The organism is Sorangium sp. KYC3313, assembly GCF_052075895.1.
GTDB lineage: Bacteria > Myxococcota_A > Polyangia > Polyangiales > Polyangiaceae > Sorangium > Sorangium cellulosum_B.
On record NZ_CP197255.1, the window covers coordinates 8,344,377 to 8,367,221 of the forward strand.

The 22,845-nt window shown below is 70.1% G+C and carries 2 protein-coding genes (both running past the window's edge); both read right to left on the bottom strand.

The annotated features are described in order from the left end of the window. Nucleotides 1-6,214 carry the 5' portion of an SDR family NAD(P)-dependent oxidoreductase gene (locus tag ACSRUE_RS31870; protein WP_441286887.1) on the bottom strand. 5,258 nt of this gene lie to the left of the window's left edge, so 6,214 of the gene's 11,472 nt are visible here — the first part of the coding sequence; its start codon is at nt 6,212-6,214; the stop codon falls past the left edge of the window. Further along, nucleotides 6,211-22,845 carry the 3' portion of an SDR family NAD(P)-dependent oxidoreductase gene (locus ACSRUE_RS31875; RefSeq protein ID WP_441286888.1) on the bottom strand. Its footprint extends 3,249 nt past the window's final position, so 16,635 of the gene's 19,884 nt are visible here — the last part of the coding sequence; the start codon falls outside the window, past its right edge; its stop codon occupies nt 6,211-6,213. Before ACSRUE_RS31875 ends, ACSRUE_RS31870 begins: the two co-directional genes overlap by 4 nt.

Here is a 22,845-nt window from a genome sequence, read left to right on the forward strand (position 1 = left end):
ACTTCACCGAGCCGATCGCGCACGTCTGCACGATCGCCTCGCCGCTCGCCCGTTGGAACGCCTTGCTCAGCCCGGCGATCTCGATCGGGTCGCCGAGGCTCGTCCCCGTCCCGTGCGCTTCGACGTAGCTGATCGCGCGGGGATCGACCCGCGCCTTCTCGATCGCTGCGAGGATCAGGTCGGTCTGCGCCGTGGGGTTTGGCACGGTGTAGCCGTTCGTCTTGCCGCCGTGATTGATGCTGGTCCCCTTGATCACGCCATAGATGTGGTCGCGGTCGGCGATCGCACGGGAGAGCGGCTTGAGCAGCACCGCGCCGACCCCCTCGCCGGGGACGTAGCCGTCTCCGCCTGCGCCGAAGCTCTCGCACCGCCCCGTGCTGGAGACGAACTGCCCCTGGCTGAGGCCGAGGTATTTGTTCGGGTGAATCGACGCGTTCACGCCGCCCGCGAGCGCCAGCTCGCATTCGCCCTGCTGGAGGCTCTGGCAGGCGAGGTGGATCGCGGTGAGCGACGACGAGCACATCGTGCTCATCGTCAGGCTCGGCCCGTGGAAGTCGCAGAAGTACGAGACGCGGTTCGCGATCGACGACAAGGTGCCGCCGGGGATGTAGGGCTGGGCGACCTCCGCCGACGGCGTGCTGTACAGGTGATACTCCTCGTACATCACGCCGGCGAACACGCCCACGCGGCCGCGGACCGCGGGCCCGCTCAGCGCATCGCGCGTGTAGCCCGCGTCCTCGAGCGTCTGGTACGCGCACAGGAGAAAGAGCCGCTCCTGCGGGTCCATGAGCTGCGCTTCGCGCGGCGAGATGTTGAAGAAGAGCGGATCAAACTGGTCGATCCCCTCCAGGAAGCCACCCCATTTGCTGTAGCTCTTTCCGGGCTTCCCTCGCTCCGCGTCGAAATAGGCGCGGTGGTCCCACCGGTCGCGCGGGATCTCGGTAATGCAGTCCTTGCCCGACCTCAGGTTCTCCCAGAACTCCCCGAGATCGTTCGCCTGCGGGTAGCGGCCGCTCAGGCCAATGATCGCAATGGCCGCCTCGCGCGCCTCGCCGGCGCGGCCGCGCGACGGGAGGCGGCGCGCACGGCGGCGCGCCGGCCCTGCTCCGGCGGAGACCGCCGTCGCCGGCGCGGCCGGGGCGCTCGCCCCGCCGAGCAGTGAGCCCAGCGTCGCCGCGTGGTGCTCGACGAAGTAGTCCGCCAGCTCGCGGACCGTCTTCGCCTCGAACAGGAGCGTCTTCGACAGCGGACCGAACACCGCCTCGAGCCGATCCGTGAGCTCGACCGCCATCACCGATTCGATGCCGTACGTCTCGAACGACGCCGCCGCGTCGATCCGCTCGACCGGAAGCTTGATCACCGGGGCGAGGAGCTTCTTCACCTGCCTCAGCGCCTCTTCGCGGATCGCCGGAGTGGACGCGTTCGCCGGCGATGCGGCCGCAAGATCGCCGGGCGACGGCCGGCTGGAGCGGGCGAGGAGCGCGTCGCGGAGCGCGCGCGCGTCGCCGAACAGGACCACCACGTGGCTCGGGTGCCCGGGATCGCGGATGCATCGCGCCAGCGCTGCGAGCCCGGCGGCGGTGCCGAGAGGGGTGAGCCCATCGCGCCGGAGCCTGGCCTCGACGGTGGAGTCGACGTGCATCCCGCCCTCGGCCCACAGCGGCCAGCCGATCGAGATGGTTCGGCCCGAGCGGGCGCCCCGCTCCACCTGCTCGGCGCGACGCCTCGCGTAGGCGTCCATGAAAGCGTTCGCCGCCGCGTAGTCGGACTGGCCAACGTTCCCCATCGCCCCTGCGACGGACGAGAAGCAGACGAAGCAGTCGAGGGGCTCGCCTCGTGTGGCCTCGTCGAGGTTGGCGATCCCCGCCACCTTCGCGGCGAACACCCGGCGCAGCTCGTCGTCCGTCTTCCGCACGAGGAAGCTGTCCTCGACGACGCCGGCGGCGTGGACGACTCCGTCGAGCTGGCCGTACGTCGCCCGGACATGGCGGACGAGATCCTCGACGGCGGCGCGGTCGGCGACGTCGACGCTCCGGTACTCGACCCGCGCGCCGAGGGCGCGGAGCTCGGCGAGCTTCGACTGGCCGTCCGAGCTCGCGACAGGCGACCGGCCCGTGACGACCAGCGCCGCGCCGCGGCTCGCGCGCGCGATCGACGTCGCCACGACGAGCCCGAGCCCACCCAGGCCGCCGGTGATCCAGTACACCCCGCCGTCGCGCCAGGGGGGAGCCGCCTCGTCGCTGGCGTCGAGGCGAGCGAGCTCCACGAGCCGCCGCACCTCGCGGCGCTCGCCTCGGTACCGGATCTCGTCCGCGTCGAGGCGCGCTGCCTCGTCGTCGAGCACGTCGAACCACCCGTTCGCCAACGCCGGCTCGCCGATCGTGATGTGCTGTGTGACGAGGTGCGGGTTCTCCCGGCTCGCCGATTTCAACATCGCGCTGAGGCCGGCGTAGAGCGCGCCTTCCTCGGGGTCACTCGACGCGACGACGACCTGCAGCAGGCGACGCCGGGCAGGCGCGCGCACCAGGAGCGCGCGGAGGACCCCGAGCAGCGCAGCGGCAACACGCTCGTACCTCTCGGCGAGCGAGCCGGTGCCCGGCGCGACGAAGTGAAGCTCGCCTCCACGCAGCTGCCGCTCGAGCGCCGCTCGCTGCTCCGAGCCGAGCGCGCCGACGACAAAGAGCCTCCGGTCCCCGTCGGCGATGGCCGCGTCGGCGCGCGCGACGCGCGCGGGCTCCTCCGCCCATCGCGGCTCGAGGAGCATCGTCTCTGTGCGCGGCGCGTCGCTCATCAGGCGCAGGGTCAGCCCATCGAGCTGCGCACGGACCTCGCCGAGCTCGTCGCATAGGCTGATGTCGATCGCCCTGACGTCGTCGTCGGGGCTGCTCCCGTCGCGGAAGCGGAGCCAGGCGTACGCGCGCTGCGGCGTCGGGCCGTGGAGCGACAGCACCGCGAGCCCTGAGGGGAGCGCGGGACGGCGCGCTCGCTCGCTCGCTCCTCCAGCGGGGGGCGCGAGGCCGATCGCGGCCTGGATCGCGCCGTCGACGATGCTCGGGTGGATCTGAAACTCCGCCGCCGCGCCGGCGACGCACTCCGGGATCGCCAGCCGGGCGAGCACCTGCGGGCGCCCCGCGGCGTCGCTCCCGACGCGGAGCTCCTCGATGCTCCGATGCGCGGGGCCGTACTCGAGCCCGGCCGCCCCGAGCGCCTCGTACACGCGCTCGGGCGCGAGCTCGGCGCGCGAGCACGCCTCGCGCAGGCGCGAGAGGTCGAGCGCCGGTGGACGTGCGGCAGCGACGACGCGCGCGAGGCCGCGGCAGTACACGACGTCCGCGTCGTCGCCGGGTCCGCCGTGGATCTCGAACTCCGCCTCCGTCTCGCTGCTGGCGATCACGTCGATCTGCACCGTGCGACCCCCCTGGGCCACGGCCAGCGGCCGGAGCCACGCGACGCCCGCGAGCGTGACCGCGCGATCCGTGTCCAGGCTCCTTTTGGCGGCCGCCAGCGCCATCTCGAGGTGGCAGGCGCCGGGCAGCACCGCGTCGCGCCGGACGCGGTGATCGCGGAGGAAAGGCTCGTCGCCCGTGAACGTCGAGACGAACTTCGACTCGAACGCCGTCGACACGTTCTCGTGCAGGAGCGGGTGCAGGCGCGCCGCGCCCGAGGGCCGCGCAGCAGGCCGGGTCTCCACCCAGCAGCGCTCGTTCGCGAAGGGGTACTTCGGCAGCCGGACGCGCCCCGGCCCCCCGGCCGGGTAGAGCCTCTCCCAGTCGAAGGGGAGGCCCTTCACCCAGAGCCCTGCGATCCGGTCGTAGTGCCGCCTGGAGACCCAGCTCGCGAGCAGCTCGCGGCCTTCGTCGTCCGACTTGAAGAACGCGATCGCCGCCTTGCTCGTCTCGACCGACCCTCTTGTCCAGTCGCGTTCATCGGGCGGCTCGGCGCACAGCATCTCGAGGCGCTCGACGAGCGCCGCGAGGCTGGCCACCGTGGTCGCGGCGCGCTCCTCCATCGGCTCGCGACCGACCTGGAGGGTGTACGCGATCGACGGCAGATCGGCCTCGGTGTAGCCCTCACGGCGGATCGCCGCGACGAGGTTGCGCGCCTGCGCGCGGAGCTGCGCTTCGCTCTTCGCCGACAGGACGATCACCACCGGTAGCTCGACCGGCGGCGCCGGCGCCTCGTCGCGCGCGACGTACTCCTCGATGATCACGTGGGCGTTCGAGCCACCCGCGCCGAACGCCGACACCCCCGCGAGCCGCGGGACTTCGCGCTCGACGCCGTCGATGCGGAGGCGCGGCCGCGGCCACGCTGCGAGCTCCTGCTGGACGCGGAACGGAGTGCGGTCGAAATCGATGTGCGGGTTCAAGGTCCGCGCGTGCAGGCTCGGGGCGAGCTGGCGATGCTCGAGCTGGAGGAGCACCTTCGTCACGCCGGCGATGCCGGCCGCGCTCTCGCCATGGCCGATGTTCGACTTCACCGAGCCGATCGCGCACGTTTGCACGAGCGCCTCGCCGCTCGCCCGTTGGAACGCCTTGCTCAGCCCGGCGATCTCGATCGGGTCGCCGAGGCTCGTCCCCGTCCCGTGCGCCTCGATGTAGCTGATCGCGCGCGGATCGATGCCCGCCCTCTGCAGGGCGTCGGTGATTACCTCGCTCTGCGCGTTCGGGTTCGGGACGGTGTAGCCGTTCGTCCTGCCGCCGTGGTTGACGCTGGTCCCCTTGATCACGCCATAGATGTGATCGCGGTCGGCGATGGCGCGGGAGAGCGGCTTGAGCAGCACCGCGCCGACCCCTTCGCTAGGAACGTAGCCGTCTCCTCCCTCGCCGAAGCTCTCGCACCGCCCCGCGCTCGAAACGAACTGCCCCTGGCTCAAGGCGAGGTATTTGTTCGGGTGAACGGAGACGTTCACCCCGCCGGCGATCGCCAGATCGCACTCGCCTTCGAGGATGCTGCGGCAGGCGAAGTGGATCGCGGTGAGCGCCGACGAACACATCGTGTCCACCGCCACGCTCGGCCCGTGGAAGTTGCAGAAGAACGAAACGCGATTCGCGATCGACGATGGGCGGCCGCTCGGCACCAGCGGCTGCTCGGCGCCTTGTGAAGGGACGCCGTAGAGCTGGTATTCCTCGTACATCACCCCGACGAACACGCCCACACGGCGGCGCACCGCGGACCCGCTCAGCGAATCGCGCGTGTAACCGGCATCCTCGAGCGTCTCGTACGCGCACTGCAGGAAGAGCCGCTCCTGCGGGTCGATGAGCTGCGCCTCGCGCGGCGAGACGTGGAAGAAGAGCGGATCGAACCGGTCCACACCGTCGATGAATCCGCCCCACTTGCTGTAGCTCTTTCCGATCCGCCCTTTCTGCGCGTCGAAATAGGCGCGGTAGTCCCAGCGGTCGGGCGGGATCTCGGTGATGCAGTCCTTGCCCGACCTCAGGTTCTCCCAGAACTCCCCGAGATCGTTCGCCTGCGGGTAACGGCCGCTCACGCCGATGATCGCGATGTCATACGGGCCGGCGCCACGAGCGGATACGCCAGGCGGCGCCGCAATGGGCGGCGCTGCGACGGGCGGCGCTGCAACGGGCGGCGTTGCTACAGGCGGCGCCGCGACGGGCGGCGCAGCGACGGGCGGCGCAGCGACAGGCGAATCGACGCTGGCAGAGACGGCCTTGCGCACGGCCACAACCGGACGGCCGAGGGGACGCGCGCTGCGCGGAGGCGCGCTGACAGGACGGTCGAGCGCGCTAGGAGCGCTTTTCCCGAGGATCCGGGACAGCGCGGCGCGGTGGTTCTCGAGGAAGTGCCGCGCGATAGCGTCGATCGTGTCGAACTCGAAGAACAGGGTCTTCGACAGCGGGCCGAAGTGCTTCTCCAGCGCGCTCGTCAGGTGCATGACGACGACCGAGTCGATCCCGTACCGCTCGAGAGGTGTGTCGGCGTCGACCCGATCGAGCGGCAGCTTGAGCGCCGATGCGACCTGCTTCCGGAAGTAATCGACGACCTCGGCCTCGACGAGCTCGACGGCACCGCCTGACGGGGGCGTCGCGGCGATTTGCGCGGCCGCCGGCGCGGCGGCTCGCTCTGAGCGGAGGCGAGCGCGGACGGCGCGGAGGCGGTCCAGCGCCTCCGCGCGCGTCAGCTTCTGCTCCTTGATCAGCGAGAACAGCGCGGCGATCTCGTCCCGCGCATCCGCGTCGTGCGACCCCTGCGTCATGCTACGAGCCACTCCCGGAACTCGTCCTCCGACAGGACGCCTTCCACCATCGTTTCGAAGAGCTCCATGTAAAATCTGGAGTCGTCGTCCGCGTCCGTGAGCGCCTCTCGTGACGCCTCGGTCGCAAAGACCCCGACATGTGCCAGGCCGCTCGCCATGGTCCGGTAGAACGCCGCGATCCCGTGCTCGGTCGCGAGCGGGATCACACCATGCGTCTGGCGCAGCCGCTGCACTGTCGAAGCGTCCATCTGCATGCCGCCGCTCTCCCACAGCGGCCAGTCGATCGCCACCGTCCGGCCCTGGCGACGGCCAGCCCGCACAAGCTCGCTGCGCTGCTCCGCAAACCGCGCCATGAACGCGTTCGCCGCCGCGTAGTCCGCCTGCCCCACATTCCCCACGAGCCCCGCTACCGACGAAAACACCACCATGTGGTCCAGCGGCAGATGCTTCGTCGCCTCGTCCAGGTGCACGAGGCCACGCACCTTCGGCCCCAGCACGCTGCGCCACTGCGCCTCCGTCTTGTTCACCACGAAGCTGTCCTGGAGCACCCCCGCCGCGTGCACTAGCCCGTTCAGCCCTCCGTGCTCCGACTGCAGCTGCTCCACCGCTCGCGACACCGCTGCTCCGTCGCTCACGTCGAGCTGCATGTACTCCACGCGCGAACCTCGACCGCGCAGCGACTCCACCGCAGCTTGCTTCGTGCCGCTCAGCCGCGAGCGCCCCGTCAGGATCAGCGTCGCTCCAGCCGCTCGGTCGATGATCTCCTTCGCGAACAGGAGCCCAAGCCCGCCCGCTCCCCCCGTGATCAGGTACACGCCGTCTTGCTTCCACGGCACCTCGACCCCGGCTGCTCGCGACTCCACCACAGGTTCCAGCGCCGGCGTCTGCCGCTCCCCACCCTGGTAGCGGATCTCTACATCGCCCCTCGCTGCCGCGTTCTCCTCGAGCTTGTCCAGCAGCGTCGCGCTGTCTTCTAGCTCCAGCACCTGACCCACGAGCTTCGGGTTCTCCTGGCTCGCGCTCTTCAGCAGCCCGGACACCGCACCGAGCCGCTCGCCTCGCTCACCCCGCGACAGCGCTATCTGCAGCAGCACCTCACCCCGGGGTCGCTCCCGCAGGATCGTCTGCACCGTCGCCATCACCTGCTCGACGACCTGCTCGAACTCCTCCGCCACGCCGGCGCCGGCGCCGGCGCCGGCGCGCAGCGTCGTAATCTGGGCTCCCGGCAGCCGCTCGCTCAGCGCTGCGACCTGCGAACCGTAGGCGCTGTCCAGCAGCACCCACCGCTGCACATGCCCGCTCTGCGGCGGCTGCTCCACCGGGCTGTGCCGCCAGCGCCGCTGCAAGAGCTCTACCCCGCTCCGGTGCTGCGCCCGGCTCGCGAAGCCGGCAAGCCGCACGCACACAACGCCCGCGTCGTCGCACAGCTCCAGCGTCAGCTTCCCGCCTCCCTCGCCTCCACGCTCCTCGCGGATCACCACGTACCCGGACGGCGGGCTCGCTCCGAACACCTCCACCGCGTCCAGCGCAAACGGCAGCCTCAGCGTCTGACCATCGCCCAGCGCTATCGTCGCTTGCAGCGCGCTATCCAGCACCGACGGGTGAAGCACATACTCCTCCCGCCCGGACATCGCGCTCGCTGGCAGTTGCACACGCGCCAGCGCAAAGCGCTCTCCGCCTGTCTCCTCCCCGCGCCACACGCTCACCAGCCCTCGATGCGACGGCCCGTAGTGCAGGCCCATCGCATCGAACGCCGCGTAACACGACGCACCGCTCCGCTCTTGCTCGCACCGCGAACGCAGCTCGCTCACGTCAACCCGCGGCGCTGGCTGCTTCTCCACGAGCCGCGCGTAGCCCTGCGAGTGCACCACACGCTCGCCCGACACGCCCGCTCCCCCTGAGTAGATCTCGTAGCGCAGCGTCCAGCCCTCGGCTGGCTCAGACCCCTCCGCGTTCTCGACCTGCACGTGCACACGCACGGCCTCCGCACCTCGCTGCACGATCGGCTGCGACCACACCACGTGATGTAGCTCGATCCCGTGCTCGCCTACCTCCCCCTCGCCTCCCACCGCCTCCTGCACCGCTCGCCGCGCCATCTCCAGGTACGCGACCCCAGGCAGCACCCGCTCCTCCTCCACCACGTGATCGGCAAAGAACGGCTCTTGCCCCGTGAACTCCGACGTGAACCGCTCCTCCGACAGGCTCGAGGTGTTTGCATGCACCAGCGGGTGAATACGCCCCGCTCCCGCCGCCTCCGACCTCCCTCTCGACGACGGCAGCCAGTATCGCTCCCTCTCGAACGGATACGTCGGCAGCGACACGCGCCTCGCCCTGCGCCCCGCGTGCACTCGCGACCAGTCGAAAGCAAGCCCCTTGACCCACAGCTCCAAGAGCCGCGCGTACTTGCCGCGCAATGCCCACTTGCCGATCGCCTCCTGCAGCTCTTCGTCCGACCCGAGCAGCGAGAGCATCTCCTTCTCTCGCTTCACCTCCCCTTGCCAGAACTCATCGATCTTGCCCCCGCCGCGCTCGTACGCCGACAGCTTCGACTTCACCTCGTCCAGGTTGGAGGCGATGAACCCGAGGCGGTGCTCCATCGCCTCTCGCCCCGTCTGCAGCGTGTACGCGATGTCCTCCAGATCCCCTTCCCCGTACGCTCCCAGCTCCAGCGCTCGTCTCAGCCGGCTCGCCTGCCGACGCAGCGCCTCCGCGCTCCGCGCCGACAGCACCACGGCCACCGCGCCTCGTCCCGCTCCGCTCGCGAGCGCACCCCGCTCGCCCGCGCGCTCCACGTACTCCTCGAGCACCACGGAGGCGTTGGCGCCGCCCGCCCCGAACGACGAGACCCCGGCGATGCGCGGATGCTCTCGCTCCTTCCCGTCCACCTTCACCACCGGCCGCCGCCACGCCGACAGCTCGCGCTGCACGAAGAACGGGCTGTTCTCGAAGTCGATGTGCGGGTTGAGCCGCTCCGAATGCAGCGACGGGACCAGCGCCCCGTGCTTCATCTGCAGCACCACCTTCGTCACACCCGCTATCCCAGCCGCGCTCTCGCAGTGCCCGATGTTCGACTTCACAGACCCGATCGCGCAGTACCCTCGCTCCTCCGTCCCACGACGGAACGCCTGCGTCAGGCCCGCCAGCTCGATGGGATCACCGAGCGGCGTGCCCGTCCCATGCGCCTCCACATAGCTCACGGCACGCGCATCGACGTTGGCCCTCTCGAGCACCGCCGCGATCACCTCGCTCTGCGCCGCCGGATTCGGCACGGTGTAGCCGTTCGTCTTGCCACCGTGGTTGATGCTCGTCCCCTTGACCACGGCGTAGATGTGATCACCATCGTCAATCGCTCGCTGAAGCGGCTTGAGCAGCACCGCACCGACCCCCTCGGCCGGCACGTAGCCGTCCCCGCCTTCCCCGAAGCTCTCGCAGCGACCCCGGCTCGACACGAACTGAGCCTGGCTCAGCGCCAGGTATTTGTTCGGGTGAATCGAGACGTTCACCCCGCCGGCGATCGCCAGTTCGCATTCGCCTTCAAGGATGCTGCGGCAGGCGAAGTGGATCGCGGTGAGCGACGACGAGCACATCGTGTCCACTGCCACGCTCGGCCCCTGGAAGTTGCAGAAGTAAGAGACACGATTCGCGATCGACGATGGGCTGACGCTCGGCATCAGCAGCTGCTCCGTGTCCTGCGAAGGGAGGCCATAGAGCAGGTACTCTTCGTACATCACGCCGACGAACACCCCTACACGGCCACGCACCGCAGGCCCACGCAGCGCGTCTCGCGTGTAGCCGGCGTCCTCGATCGTCTCGTACGCGCACTCAAGGAAGAGCCGCTCCTGCGGGTCCATGATCTGCGCCTCGCGCGGCGAGATGTTGAAGAAGAGCGGATCGAACCGGTCGACGCCGTCGATGAAGCCGCCCCAGCGGCTATAGGTCTTCCCCGGCTTCCCCCTCTGCGGATCGAAGAACTCCTCCAAGCTCCAGCGGTCCTCCGGGATCTCGGTGATGCAATCCCGGCCGGACTTGAGGTTCTCCCAGAACGCTTCGAGGTCGTCGGCGCCGGGGTATCTCCCGCTCACGCCAATGATCGCGATATCGTGCGGCCGAAGCGGGCGCGCGACAGCGCCTCCGCGCGGCTGCGTGACGAGGCGGTCCCTGCGCGGAGCGCTCGCCGATGCCGGCTCCTGCGGCCGGCGCGCGGCGCTCTTCGCCGGCTCGTCGTCGCCGCCGAGCACCTCGATGAGCCGACGGCGATGCGCCTCCGCGAAATACCGGCTCAGCGACCGGATGTCCTGGTGCTCGAAGAAGAGCGTCTTCGATAGCGGGCCGAACGTCTTCTCAAGCTCCCGCGTCAGCTCCATCACCATCACCGACTCGATCCCGTAGCGGTCGAGCGGCGCGTCCGCGTCTATCCGTTCCAGCGGCACCTTCAAGCTCGACGACAGCACCTTTCGGAGCAGCTGCGCTGCCTTCGCCTCCATGACGTCGGACGCGACGGCGGTCGGGCCCGCGTCGTGCGAGGCGTCGCCCTCGCCGGCAGTCGCGTGGGTGGCCACGAGCTGCGAGCGCCACTTCGCCACATCACCTGCGACGACGCCGACGTGCGCGAGGCCGCTCGCCATGGTCCGGTAGAACGCCGCGATCCCGTGCTCGGTCGCGAGCGGGGTCACGCCGTATGTCTGGCGCAGCCGCCGCACGGTCGAGGCGTCCACCTGCATGCCGCCGCTCTCCCACAGCGGCCAGTCGATCGACACCGTCCGGCCCTGGCGACGGCCAGCGCGCACAAGCTCGCTGCGCTGCTCCGCAAACCGCGCCATGAACGCGTTCGCCGCCGCGTAGTCCGCCTGCCCCACATTCCCCACGAGCCCCGCTACCGACGAAAACACCACCATGTGGTCCAGCGGCAGATGCTTCGTCGCCTCGTCCAGGTGCACGAGGCCACGCACCTTCGGCCCCAGCACGCTGCGCCACTGCGCCTCCGTCTTGTTCACCACGAAGCTGTCCTGGAGCACCCCCGCCGCGTGCACTAGCCCGTTCAGCCCTCCGTGCTCCGACTGCAGCTGCTCCACCGCTCGCGACACCGCTGCTCCGTCGCTCACGTCGAGCTGCATGTACTCCACGCGCGAACCTCGGCCGCGCAGCGACTCCACCGCCGCTTGCTTCGTGCCGCTCAGCCGCGAGCGCCCCGTCAGGATCAGCGTCGCTCCAGGCGCTCGGTCGATGATCTCCTTCGCAAACAGAAGCCCAAGGCCCCCCGCTCCCCCCGTGATCAGGTACACGCCGTCTTGCTTCCACGGCACCTCGACCGCTGCTGCTCGCGACTCCACCACAGGTTCCAGCGCCGGCGTCTGCCGCTCCCCACCCTGGTAGCGGATCTCTACATCACCTCTCGCCGCCGCGTTCTCCTCGAGCTTGTCCAGCAACGTCGCGCTGTCTTCAAGCTCCAGCACCTGACCCACGAGCTTCGGGTTCTCCTGGCTCGCGCTCTTCAGCAGCCCGGACACCGCACCGAGCCGCTCGCCTCGCTCACCCCGCGACAGCGCCACCTGCAGCAGCACCTCGCCCCGGGGTCGCTCCCGCAGGATCGTCTGCACCGTCGTCATCACCTGCTCGACGACCTGCTCGAACTCCTCCGCCACGCCGCCGCCGGCGCGCAGCGTCGTGACCTGTGCTCCCGGCAGCCGCTCGCTCAGCGCTGCGACCTGCGAGCCGTAGGCGCTGTCCAGCAGCACCCATCGCTGCACGTCCCCAGAACGCCCGCTCTGCGCCGAATGCTCCACCGGGCTGTGCCGCCAGCGCCGCTGCAAGAGCTCTACCCCGCTCCGGTGCTGCGCCCGGCTCGCGAAGCCGGCCAGCCGCACGCACACAACACCCCCATCGTCGCACAGCTCCAGCGTCAGCTTCTCGCCTCCACGCTCCTCGCGGATCACCACGTACCCGGACGACGGGCTCGCTCCGAACACCTGCACCGCGTCCAGCGCGAACGGCAGCCTCAGCGTCTGACCATCGCTCAGCGCTATCGTCGCTTGCAGCGCGCTGTCCAGCACCGACGGGTGAAGCACATACTCCTCCCGCCCCGACACCGCGCTCGCAGGCAGCTGCACACGCGCCAGCGCGAAGCGCTCTCCGCCTGTCCCCTCGCCGCGCCACACGCTCACCAGCCCTCGATGCGACGGCCCGTAGTGCAGGCCCATCGCGTCGAACGCCCCGTAACACGACGCACCGCTCCGCTCTTGCTCGCACCGCGAACGCAGCTCGCTCACGTCAACCCGCGGCGCTGGCTGCTTCTCCACCAGCCGCGCGTAGCCCTGCGAGTGCACCACCCGCTCGCCCGACACGCCCGCTCCCCCAGAGTAGATCTCGTAGCGCAGCGTCCAGCCCTCGGCTGGCTCAGACCCCTCCGCGCTCTCGACCTGCACGTGCACACGCACGGCCTCCGCACCTCGCTGCACGATCGGCTGCGACCACACCACGTGATGCAGCTCGATCCCGTGCTCGCCTATCTCCCCCTCGCCTCCCACCGCCTCCTGCACCGCACGCCGCGCCATCTCCAGGTACGCGACCCCAGGCAGCACCCGCTCCTCGTCCACCACGTGGTCCGCAAAGAACGGCTCCTGCCCCGTGAACTCCGACGTGAACCGCTCCTCCGACAGGCTCGAGGTGTTTGCATGCACCAGCGGGTGAATACGCCCCGCACCCGCTCCCGCCGCCCCAGACCTCCCCCTCGACGACGGCAGCCAGTATCGCTCCCTCTCGAACGGATACGTCGGCAGCGACACTCGCCTCGCCCTGCGCCCCGCGTGCACTCGCGACCAGTCGAAAGCAAGCCCCTTGACCCACAGCTCCAAGAGCCGCGCGTACTTGCCGCGCAATGCCCACTTGCCGATCGCCTCCTGCAGCTCTTCGTCCGACCCGAGCAGCGAGAGCATCTCCTTCTCTCGCTTCACCTCCCCTTGCCAGAACTCCTCGAGCTCACCTGCGCCTCCCTCGTACGCCGACAGCTTCGACTTCACCTCGTCCAGGTTGGAGGCGATGAACCCGAGACGGTGCTCCATCGCCTCTCGCCCCGTCTGCAGCGTGTACGCGATGTCCTCCAGATCCCCTTCCCCGTACTCCCCCCGCTCCAGCGCTCGTCTCAGCCGGCTCGCCTGCCGACGCAGCGCCTCCGCGCTCCGCGCCGACAGCACCACCGCCACCGCCCCTCGTCCCGCTCCGCTCGCGAGCGCACCCCGCTCGCCCGCGCGCTCCACGTACTCCTCGAGCACCACGTGCGCATTGGCCCCGCCCGCTCCGAACGACGAGACCCCGGCGATGCGCGGATGCTCTCGCTCTTTCCCATCCACCTTCACCACCGGCCGCCGCCACGCCGACAGCTCGCGCTGCACGAAGAACGGGCTGTCCTCGAAGTTGATGTGCGGGTTGAGCCGCTCCGAATGCAGCGACGGGACCAGCACCCCGTGCTTCATCTGCAGCACCACCTTCGTCACACCCGCTATCCCAGCCGCGCTCTCGCAGTGCCCGATGTTCGACTTCACCGACCCGATCGCGCAGTACCCTCGCTCCTCCGTCCGACGACGGAACGCCTGCGTCAGGCCCGCCAGCTCGATCGGATCGCCGAGCTCCGTCCCCGTCCCATGCGCTTCCACGTAGCTCACGGCACGCGGCTCGATCTTGGCTTCCGTGAGCGCCTGCGCGACGAGCTGCGCCTGCGCCATGGGGCTCGGCACGGTGTAGCCGTTCGTCTTGCCGCCGTGGTTGATGCTCGTCCCCTTGACCACGGCGTAGACGTGATCACCGTCGTCAATCGCTCGCTGCAGCGGCTTGAGCAGCACCGCCCCGACCCCCTCGGCTGGCACGTAGCCGTCCCCGCCTTCCCCGAAGCTCTCGCAGCGACCCCGGCTCGACGCGAACTGCCCCTGGCTCAGCGCCAGATATTTGTTCGGATGAATCGAGACGTTCACCCCGCCGGCGATCGCCAGATCGCACCCGCCGTGGAGCAGGCTCTGGCAGGCGAGGTGAATCGCGGTAAGCGACGACGAGCACATCGTGTCCACCGCCATGCTCGGCCCGTGGCAATCGAGAAAATAGGAGACGCGGTTGGCGATTGACGAAGGATTGCCGTTGAGCGCAAACGGCTGACCCAGGACTTGCGCCTGCGCGCCGAAGAGCTGGTATTCCTCGTACATCACGCCGACGAATACGCCCACGGTGCCGGGCGGGCCGCCGGCCGCGGCGGGCTTCTTCAGCGCGTCGCGCGTGTAGCCGGCGTCCTCGATCGTCTCGTACGCGCACTCAAGGAAGAGCCGCTCCTGCGGGTCCATGATCTGCGCTTCACGCGGCGAGATGTTGAAGAAGAGCGGGTCGAACCGGTCGACGCCGTCGATGAAGCCGCCCCAGCGGCTATAGATCTTCCCCGGCTTCCCCCTCTGCGGATCGAAGAACTCCTCCAAGCTCCAGCGGTCCTCCGGGATCTCGGTGATGCAATCCCGGCCGGACTTGAGGTTCTCCCAGAACGCTTCGAGGTCGTCGGCGCCGGGGTATCTCCCGCTCACGCCAATGATCGCGATATCGTGCGGCCGAAGCGGGCGCGCGACAGCGCCTCCGCGCGGCTGCGTGACGAGGCGGTCCCTGCGCGGAGCGCTCGCCGATGCCGGCTCCTGCGGCCGGCGCGCGGCGCTCTTCGCCGGCTCGTCGTCGCCGCCGAGCACCTCGATGAGCCGACGGCGATGCGCCTCCGCGAAATACCGGCTCAGCGACCGGATGTCCTGGTGCTCGAAGAAGAGCGTCTTCGATAGCGGACCGAACGTCTTCTCAAGCTCCCGCGTCAGCTCCATCACCATCACCGACTCGATCCCATAGCGGTCGAGCGGCGCGTCCGCGTCTATCCGTTCCAGCGGCACCTTCAAGCTCGACGACAGCACCTTTCGGAGCAGCTGCGCTGCCTTCGCCTCCATGACGTCGGACGCGACGGCGGTCGGGCCCGCGTCGTGCGAGGCGTCGCCCTCGCCGGCAGTCGCGTGGGTGGCCACGAGCTGCGAGCGCCACTTCGCCACATCACCTGCGACGACGCCGACGTGCGCGAGGCCGCTCGCCATGGTCCGGTAGAACGCCGCGATCCCGTGCTCGGTCGCGAGCGGGATCACACCATGCGTCTGGCGCAGCCGCTGCACGGTCGAAGCGTCCACCTGCATGCCGCCGCTCTCCCACAGCGGCCAGTCGATCGACACCGTCCGGCCCTGGCGACGGCCAGCGCGCACAAGCTCGCTGCGCTGCTCCGCAAACCGCGCCATGAACGCGTTCGCCGCCGCGTAGTCCGCCTGCCCCACATTCCCCACGAGCCCCGCTACCGACGAAAACACCACCATGTGGTCCAGCGGCAGATGCTTCGTCGCCTCGTCCAGGTGCACGAGGCCACGCACCTTCGGCCCCAGCACGCTGCGCCACTGCGCCTCCGTCTTGTTCACCACGAAGCTGTCCTGGAGCACCCCCGCCGCGTGCACTAGCCCGTTCAGCCCTCCGTGCTCCGACTGCAGCTGCTCCACCGCTCGCGACACCGCTGCTCCGTCGCTCACGTCGAGCTGCATGTACTCCACGCGCGAACCTCGACCGCGCAGCGACTCCACCGCCGCTTGCTTCGTGCCGCTCAGCCGCGAGCGCCCCGTCAGGATCAGCGTCGCTCCAGGCGCTCGGTCGATGATCTCCTTCGCAAACAGAAGCCCAAGGCCCCCCGCTCCCCCCGTGATCAGGTACACGCCGTCTTGCTTCCACGGCACCTCGGCCGCTGCTGCTCGCGACTCCACCACAGGTTCCAGCGCCGGCGTCTGCCGCTCCCCACCCTGGTAGCGGATCTCTACATCGCCTCTCGCCGCCGCGTTCTCCTCGAGCTTGTCCAGCAGCGTCGCGCTGTCTTCAAGCTCCAGCACCTGACCCACGAGCTTCGGGTTCTCCTGGCTCGCGCTCTTCAGCAGCCCGGACACCGCACCCAGCCGCTCGCCTCGCTCACCCCGCGACAGCGCCACCTGCAGCAGCACCTCGCCCCGGGGTCGCTCCCGCAGGATCGTCTGCACCGTCGTCATCACCTGCTCGACGACCTGCTCGAACTCCTCCGCCACGCCGCCGCCGGCGCGCAGCGTCGTGACCTGTGCTCCCGGCAGCCGCTCGCTCAGCGCTGCGACCTGCGAGCCGTAGGCGCTGTCCAGCAGCACCCATCGCTGCACGTCCCCAGAACGCCCGCTCTGCGCCGAATGCTCCACCGGGCTGTGCCGCCAGCGCCGCTGCAAGAGCTCTACCCCGCTCCGGTGCTGCGCCCGGCTCGCGAAGCCGGCCAGCCGCACGCACACAACACCCCCGTCGTCGCACAGCTCCAGCGTCAGCTTCCCGCCTCCCTCGCCTCCACGCTCCTCGCGGATCACCACGTACCCGGACGACGGGCTCGCTCCGAACACCTGCATCGCGTCCAGCGCGAACGGCAGCCTCAGCGTCTGACCATCGCTCAGCGCTATCGTCGCTTGCAGCGCGCTGTCCAGCACCGACGGGTGAAGCACATACTCCTCCCGCCCCGACACCGCGCTCGCAGGCAGCTGCACACGCGCCAGCGCGAAGCGCTCTCCGCCTGTCCCCTCGCCGCGCCACACGCTCACCAGCCCTCGATGCGACGGCCCGTAGTGCAGGCCCATCGCGTCGAACGCCGCATAACACGACGCACCGCTCCGCTCTTGCTCGCACCGCGAACGCAGCTCGCTCACGTCAACCCGCAGCGCTGGCTGCTTCTCCACCAGCCGCGCGTAGCCCTGCGAGTGCACCACACGCTCGCCCGACACGCCCGCTCCCCCAGAGTAGATCTCGTAGCGCAGCGTCCAGCCCTCGGCTGGCTCAGACCCCTCCGCGCTCTCGACCTGCACGTGCACACGCACGGCCTCCGCACCTCGCTGCACGATCGGCTGCGACCACACCACGTGATGTAGCTCGATCCCGTGCTCGCCTACCTCCCCCTCGCCTCCCACCGCCTCCTGCACCGCTCGCCGCGCCATCTCCAGGTACGCGACCCCAGGCAGCACCCGCTCCTCGTCCACCACGTGGTCCGCAAAGAACGGCTCCTGCCCCGTGAACTCCGACGTGAACCGCTCCTCCGACAGGCTCGATGTGTTTGCGTGCACCAGCGGGTGAATACGCCCCGCCACCGACACCTCGGACCTCCCCCTCGACGACGGCAGCCAGTATCGCTCCCTCTCGAACGGATACGTCGGCAGCGACACTCGCCTCGCCCTGCGCCCCGCGTGCACTCGCGACCAGTCGAAAGCAAGCCCCTTGACCCACAGCTCCAAGAGCCGCGCGTACTTGCCGCGCAATGCCCACTTGCCGATCGCCTCCTGCAGCTCTTCGTCCGACCCGAGCAGCGAGAGCATCTCCTTCTCTCGCTTCACCTCCCCTTGCCAGAACTCCTCGAGCTCACCTGCCCCTCGCTCGTACGCCGACAGCTTCGACTTCACCTCGTCCAGGTTGGAGGCGATGAACCCGAGACGGTGCTCCATCGCCTCTCGCCCCGTCTGCAGCGTGTACGCGATGTCCTCCAGATCCCCTTCCCCGTACTCCCCCCGCTCCAGCGCTCGTCTCAGCCGGCTCGCCTGCCGACGCAGCGCCTCCGCGCTCCGCGCCGACAGCACCACCGCCACCGCCCCTCGTCCCGCTCCGCTCGCGAGCGCACCCCGCTCGCCCGCGCGCTCCACGTACTCCTCGAGCACCACGTGCGCATTGGCCCCGCCCGCTCCGAACGACGAGACCCCGGCGATGCGCGGATGCTCTCGCTCTTTCCCGTCCACCTTCACCACCGGCCGCCGCCACGCCGACAGCTCGCGCTGCACGAAGAACGGGCTGTCCTCGAAGTCGATGTGCGGGTTGAGCCGCTCCGAATGCAGCGACGGGACCAGCACCCCGTGCTTCATCTGCAGCACCACCTTCGTCACACCCGCTATCCCAGCCGCGCTCTCGCAGTGCCCGATGTTCGACTTCACCGACCCGATCGCGCAGTATTCTCGATCCTCCGTCCAGGCTCGGAACGCCTGCGTCAGGCCCGCCAGCTCGATCGGATCGCCGAGCTCCGTCCCCGTCCCATGCGCCTCCACGTAGCTCACCGCGCGCGCGTCGACCCCCGCCCTGGCGAGCGCGCTCAGGATCAGCTCGCGCTGCGCCACCGGATTCGGCACGGTGTAGCCGTTCGTCTTGCCACCGTGGTTGATGCTCGTCCCCTTCACCACGGCGTAGATGTGATCACCGTCGTCAATCGCTCGCTGCAGCGGCTTGAGCAGCACCGCCCCGACGCACTCGCCGGGGACGAAGCCGTCCCCGCCTTCGCCGAAGCTCTTGCAGTGCCCGGTCCGGGAGAGCATCCGCTGCGCGGACAGCCCGACGTACGTGGACGGGTGCACGTAAAGATTCACGCCGCCGGCGATCGCGATCTCGCACTCGTCGCGCAGCAGGTGCTCGCACGCCTCGTGGATCGCCGTCAGCGACGACGAGCACATCGTGTCGATCGGCATGCTCGGGCCGCGCAGGTTCAACAGATAGGAGACGCGATTGGCCACCGAGCCGAACGACGTGTGCGGAAAGCTCTGTCGGTCGTGGAGGCGCATCTCCGGGCCGTGGAGATCGAAGCCGGTCTTCGTGATCCCGGCGAAGACGCCGACCCGCCCCCCGTGCCGCGACGCGATCAGATCGCGCGTGTAGCCGGCGTCCTCGAGCACGCTCCAGCAGCACTCGATGAAGAGCCGCTCCTGCGGATCGATGTTCATCGACTCGCGTGGCGAGACATTGAAGAAGAGCGGATCGAAGTCGGCGAAGCCGTCGATGAAACCGCCCCACTTGCCGTAGCTCTTCCCCTCCATCACCGCCTGTTCGGGGTCGGGCTCGTAAAAACCGTCGAGCGACCAGCGATCGGCGGGTATCTCGCGAGTGCAGCTCCGCCCGGCCTTGAGGTGGTCCCAGAGCTCGCCGACGTCGTCCGCCTGCGGGTACCGCCCGCTGAGGCCGATGATCGCGATGGGGCCGCGCCCCGGCCGCGCCCCGGCAGCCTCCCCGCTTCGCGGCAGAGGCGCCTCGTCGCGTCGCGCTCCCTCGTCCAGCGGGGCGATGGCGCCGCCCGGCTCGATCGCGTGGACCGGAGCGTCGGCGAGGCGATCCATTCCGGTCCAGCGCGCGCACGCGGCGGCGTGACGCGCGCTCAGATGGCCGGCGAGCGCGGCGAGCGTCTGGTACTCGAACCAGAGCGTCTTCGAGATGTCGCCGAACGCCTTCGACAGCGCCTCGTTGAGGCGCATGATGAGGAGCGAGTCGATCCCATACAGCTCCAGCGACTCCTCTGGATCGATCTGGCTCGACGGCAGCTTCGTGACGTCAGCAAAGAGCCCGCGGAGCCTGCGCAGCGTCTTCTCTTCGAGGAGCCGCGGATCGATCGCCGCGGCGTCGCGCGTTGCGGTGATCGGCGCCGCCTCGCGCATCGCCTGCGCGGCCGTCGCCGCGGCGGTCCGCGTCGCCTGAGCGGGCGCCGGACCCGTCGCCACCCCCATGGCCTGCAGCCGATCGAGCCCCCCCGCGAGGACGACGACGCGCGCACGGCTCGACGTGAGCGCCTCGTGAAACGCGGCGAGCCCTTGCGCCGCGGAGAGCGGCGCGAGCCCGGCTCGATCGAGCGCCTCGGCGGTGACGGGATCCACGTGCATCCCGCCGTCCGCCCACAGGGGCCACGCGATCGCGATCGTCCGCCCGCGGCGCTCCCCGTCCGCGACCAGCCGATCGCGGTAGGCAGCGTACCCGTCCAGAAAGCCGTTCGCCGCCGCGTAGTCCGCCTGCCCGACGTTTCCGAAGACGCCAGCGATCGAGGAGAAGATCGCGAAGAAGTCGAGCGGGAGGCGAGCGGTCGCGCGATCGAGGTGGACGACCCCACGCACCTTCGGCGCGAGCACGGCATGCAGGTCGCTCGTCGGCTTTCGAACGATGAAGCCGTCGCGGAGCACGCCTGCCGCGTGAATGACGCCGCTCAGACGGCCGTATCGCTCGAGGATGTCTCGAACGCGCCCCTCCACCGCGGCGACGTCCGCGACGTCCATGGTCAGGTACTCGACGCGCGCCCGCCGCCGCTCGCCCGCCGCGCGCAGTGCATCGAGCGCGGCGCGCAGCTCGCCGGTGAGCGGCGAGCGTCCCGCGAGGAGCACCGTCGCCCCGTCGGCGTGCTCGACGATGTCGCGCGCGACGATCCGCCCGATGCCGCCGCCTCCGCCGGCGATCAGGTACACGCCATCGCTCTTCCAGCCGGCCTGCGCGCCCGGCGCCCGAGCGCCGTCGTCCGGCGCCGGTGCGAGCGCGGCCACGGTCGCGACGTACCGGCCGCCCTCGCGATAGCGAATCACCCGATCGTCGCTCGCCGCCGCGTCGCTCCGCAGCCTCGCTGCCAGCTCGTCGGCCCGCATCGGCGAGGCGATCTGGACGAGCTGCGCGACGAGGTCGGGGTTCTCCCGGCTCGCCGTCTTCAGCAGACCGGAGACCCCCGCGAGCGCCTCCGCCCCCTCGCCCTGGTGGCTCACCACGACCTGGAGCAGCGCTCGCCCGTCGAGCCGATCGCGCAGGAGCTCGCGGACGCGCTCGAACACCTGCTCGACACGCCCCGCGAAGCGATCTGCCAGCGTGCCGCCGTGGACTCGCAGCGCCTCGATCTCGGTCCCGGGGCAGGCGCTCGCCAGCGCGCGCGCCGCGTCTTCGTACGCCGGCTCCGCGAGGACGCAGCGCCTCGCGAACCGCGCCGCGGCGCGGTCGCCCTCGCGCGCATCGCCGGCCGACTCCTTCGCGTCCCAGCGTGGCTCGAAGAGGAGCGGGGCAGACGCCGTGCCGCCGGGCAACGGGAACCAATACCGCTCCCTCGCGAACGGATAGGTCGGAATGCTCAGGCGGGCGGGCGTACGATCCTGATACAGCGCATCCCACGCGATCGTCGTTCCTTGCACCCAGAGCTCGCCCAGCTCGCTCAGCCGCTCCTCGCGCGCGCGGGCACCGAGCAGCCGGCCCGTGGCTGCATCGCTCGCGGACGCCGCCCCCGTCTCGCCGCGGCGCTTCGCCTGCCCCATGAAGACCCCGGGAGCGCGGACACCTCGCGCCAGCTCGCCGAGGACGTCGACGATCCGGCGCCGGCCGTCGGCGACGAACGCCGCCCGGTGGGCCATCGCCTCTCGCCCGATCTGGAGCGTGTAGGCAAGGGCGGTCAGGTCGAGCGCCGGCTGCCGTTCAAGCCATCGCGCGAGCTTCGCCGCGTACGCCTCGAGGCGCTCCGGCCTCTTCGCCGAGAGGACGATCAGCACCGGCAGACCCGCCTCCGCGACCGTCACCTCGCCCGAGCGCGGCGGCGCCTCCTCGATCACGACGTGCGCGTTCGTCCCGCTGAAGCCGAACGAGTTGACCGCAGCGCGCCGCGGCGACCCCGCCCGCCGCGCCCACGGACGGAGCTCGGTGTTGACGTAGAAAGGGCTTCCCTCGAAGGTGATGTGCTCGTTCCGCGTCGCGTAGTGGATCGTCGGCGGCAGCCGTTCGTGTCGAAGCGCGAGCAGGACCTTGAGCACGCCGGCGACGCCGGCGCCGGCGAGCCCGTGACCGATGTTGCTCTTCACCGAGCCGAGCGCGCAGTACTCCCGCTCGTCGGTGTACGCTCGGAACGACTCGGTCAGCGCCTGCACCTCGATCGGGTCGCCTAGCTTGGTGCCGGTGCCGTGCGCCTCCACGAGGGAGATGGTCTCGGGGTCGATCCCGAAATGGTCGTACACCTGCTTCTGCAGCGCGGCTTGGGAGGTCACGCTGGGCGCGGTGATGCCGTTGGTCCGCCCATCCTGGTTCAGCGCCCATCCACGAAGGACCCCGGCGATGATGTCCCCGTCCCGCACCGCGTCGGCGAGCCGCTTCAAGAGGACGACGCCGACGCACTCCGCCGGCACGAAGCCGTCGGCGCGCGCGTCGAACGTGAAGCAGCGCCCGCGCGGGGAGAGCATCCCCGCGCCGCTGCCGATGATATGGGTCTCCGGCCGCACGGCGACGCTCACGCCGCCCGCGAGGGCGAGGTCGCTCCGCCCGAGCAGCAGCGAGTCGCACGCCTCGACGATCGCGACGAGCGACGACGAGCAGGCCGTGTCAATCGCGAGACACGGCCCCTTCAGGTTCAAGCAGTACGAGATCCGCGCAGCGAGGATCGACGACGAGCTGCCCATCAGCCAGTGCAGCGTGAGATCGGTGCCGTCGCCCACCCGGACGTAGTCGCCCGGCATGCAGCCAACGTAGACCCCGCAGCGGCTCCCCGAGAGCCGCTGCGGATCGATCCCCGCCGACTCGATGCAGCTCCAGCAGTGCTCGAGGAACAGCCGCTGCTGGGGATCCATCAGCTCGGCTTCCGTCGGCGTGATGCCGAAGAACAGCGGGTCGAACCGATCCACGTCGTCCAGCACGCCCATCCACTTGCTGTAGGTCTTGCGCGGGGCATCCGGCCTCGGGTCGTAGTGCTCCGCGATCGCCCAGCGATCCGGCGGGATCTCCGTTACGCAGTCGACGCCGCGCGCGATGTTCTCCCAGAACTCGTCCAGGCCCCTCGCCTTCGGAAA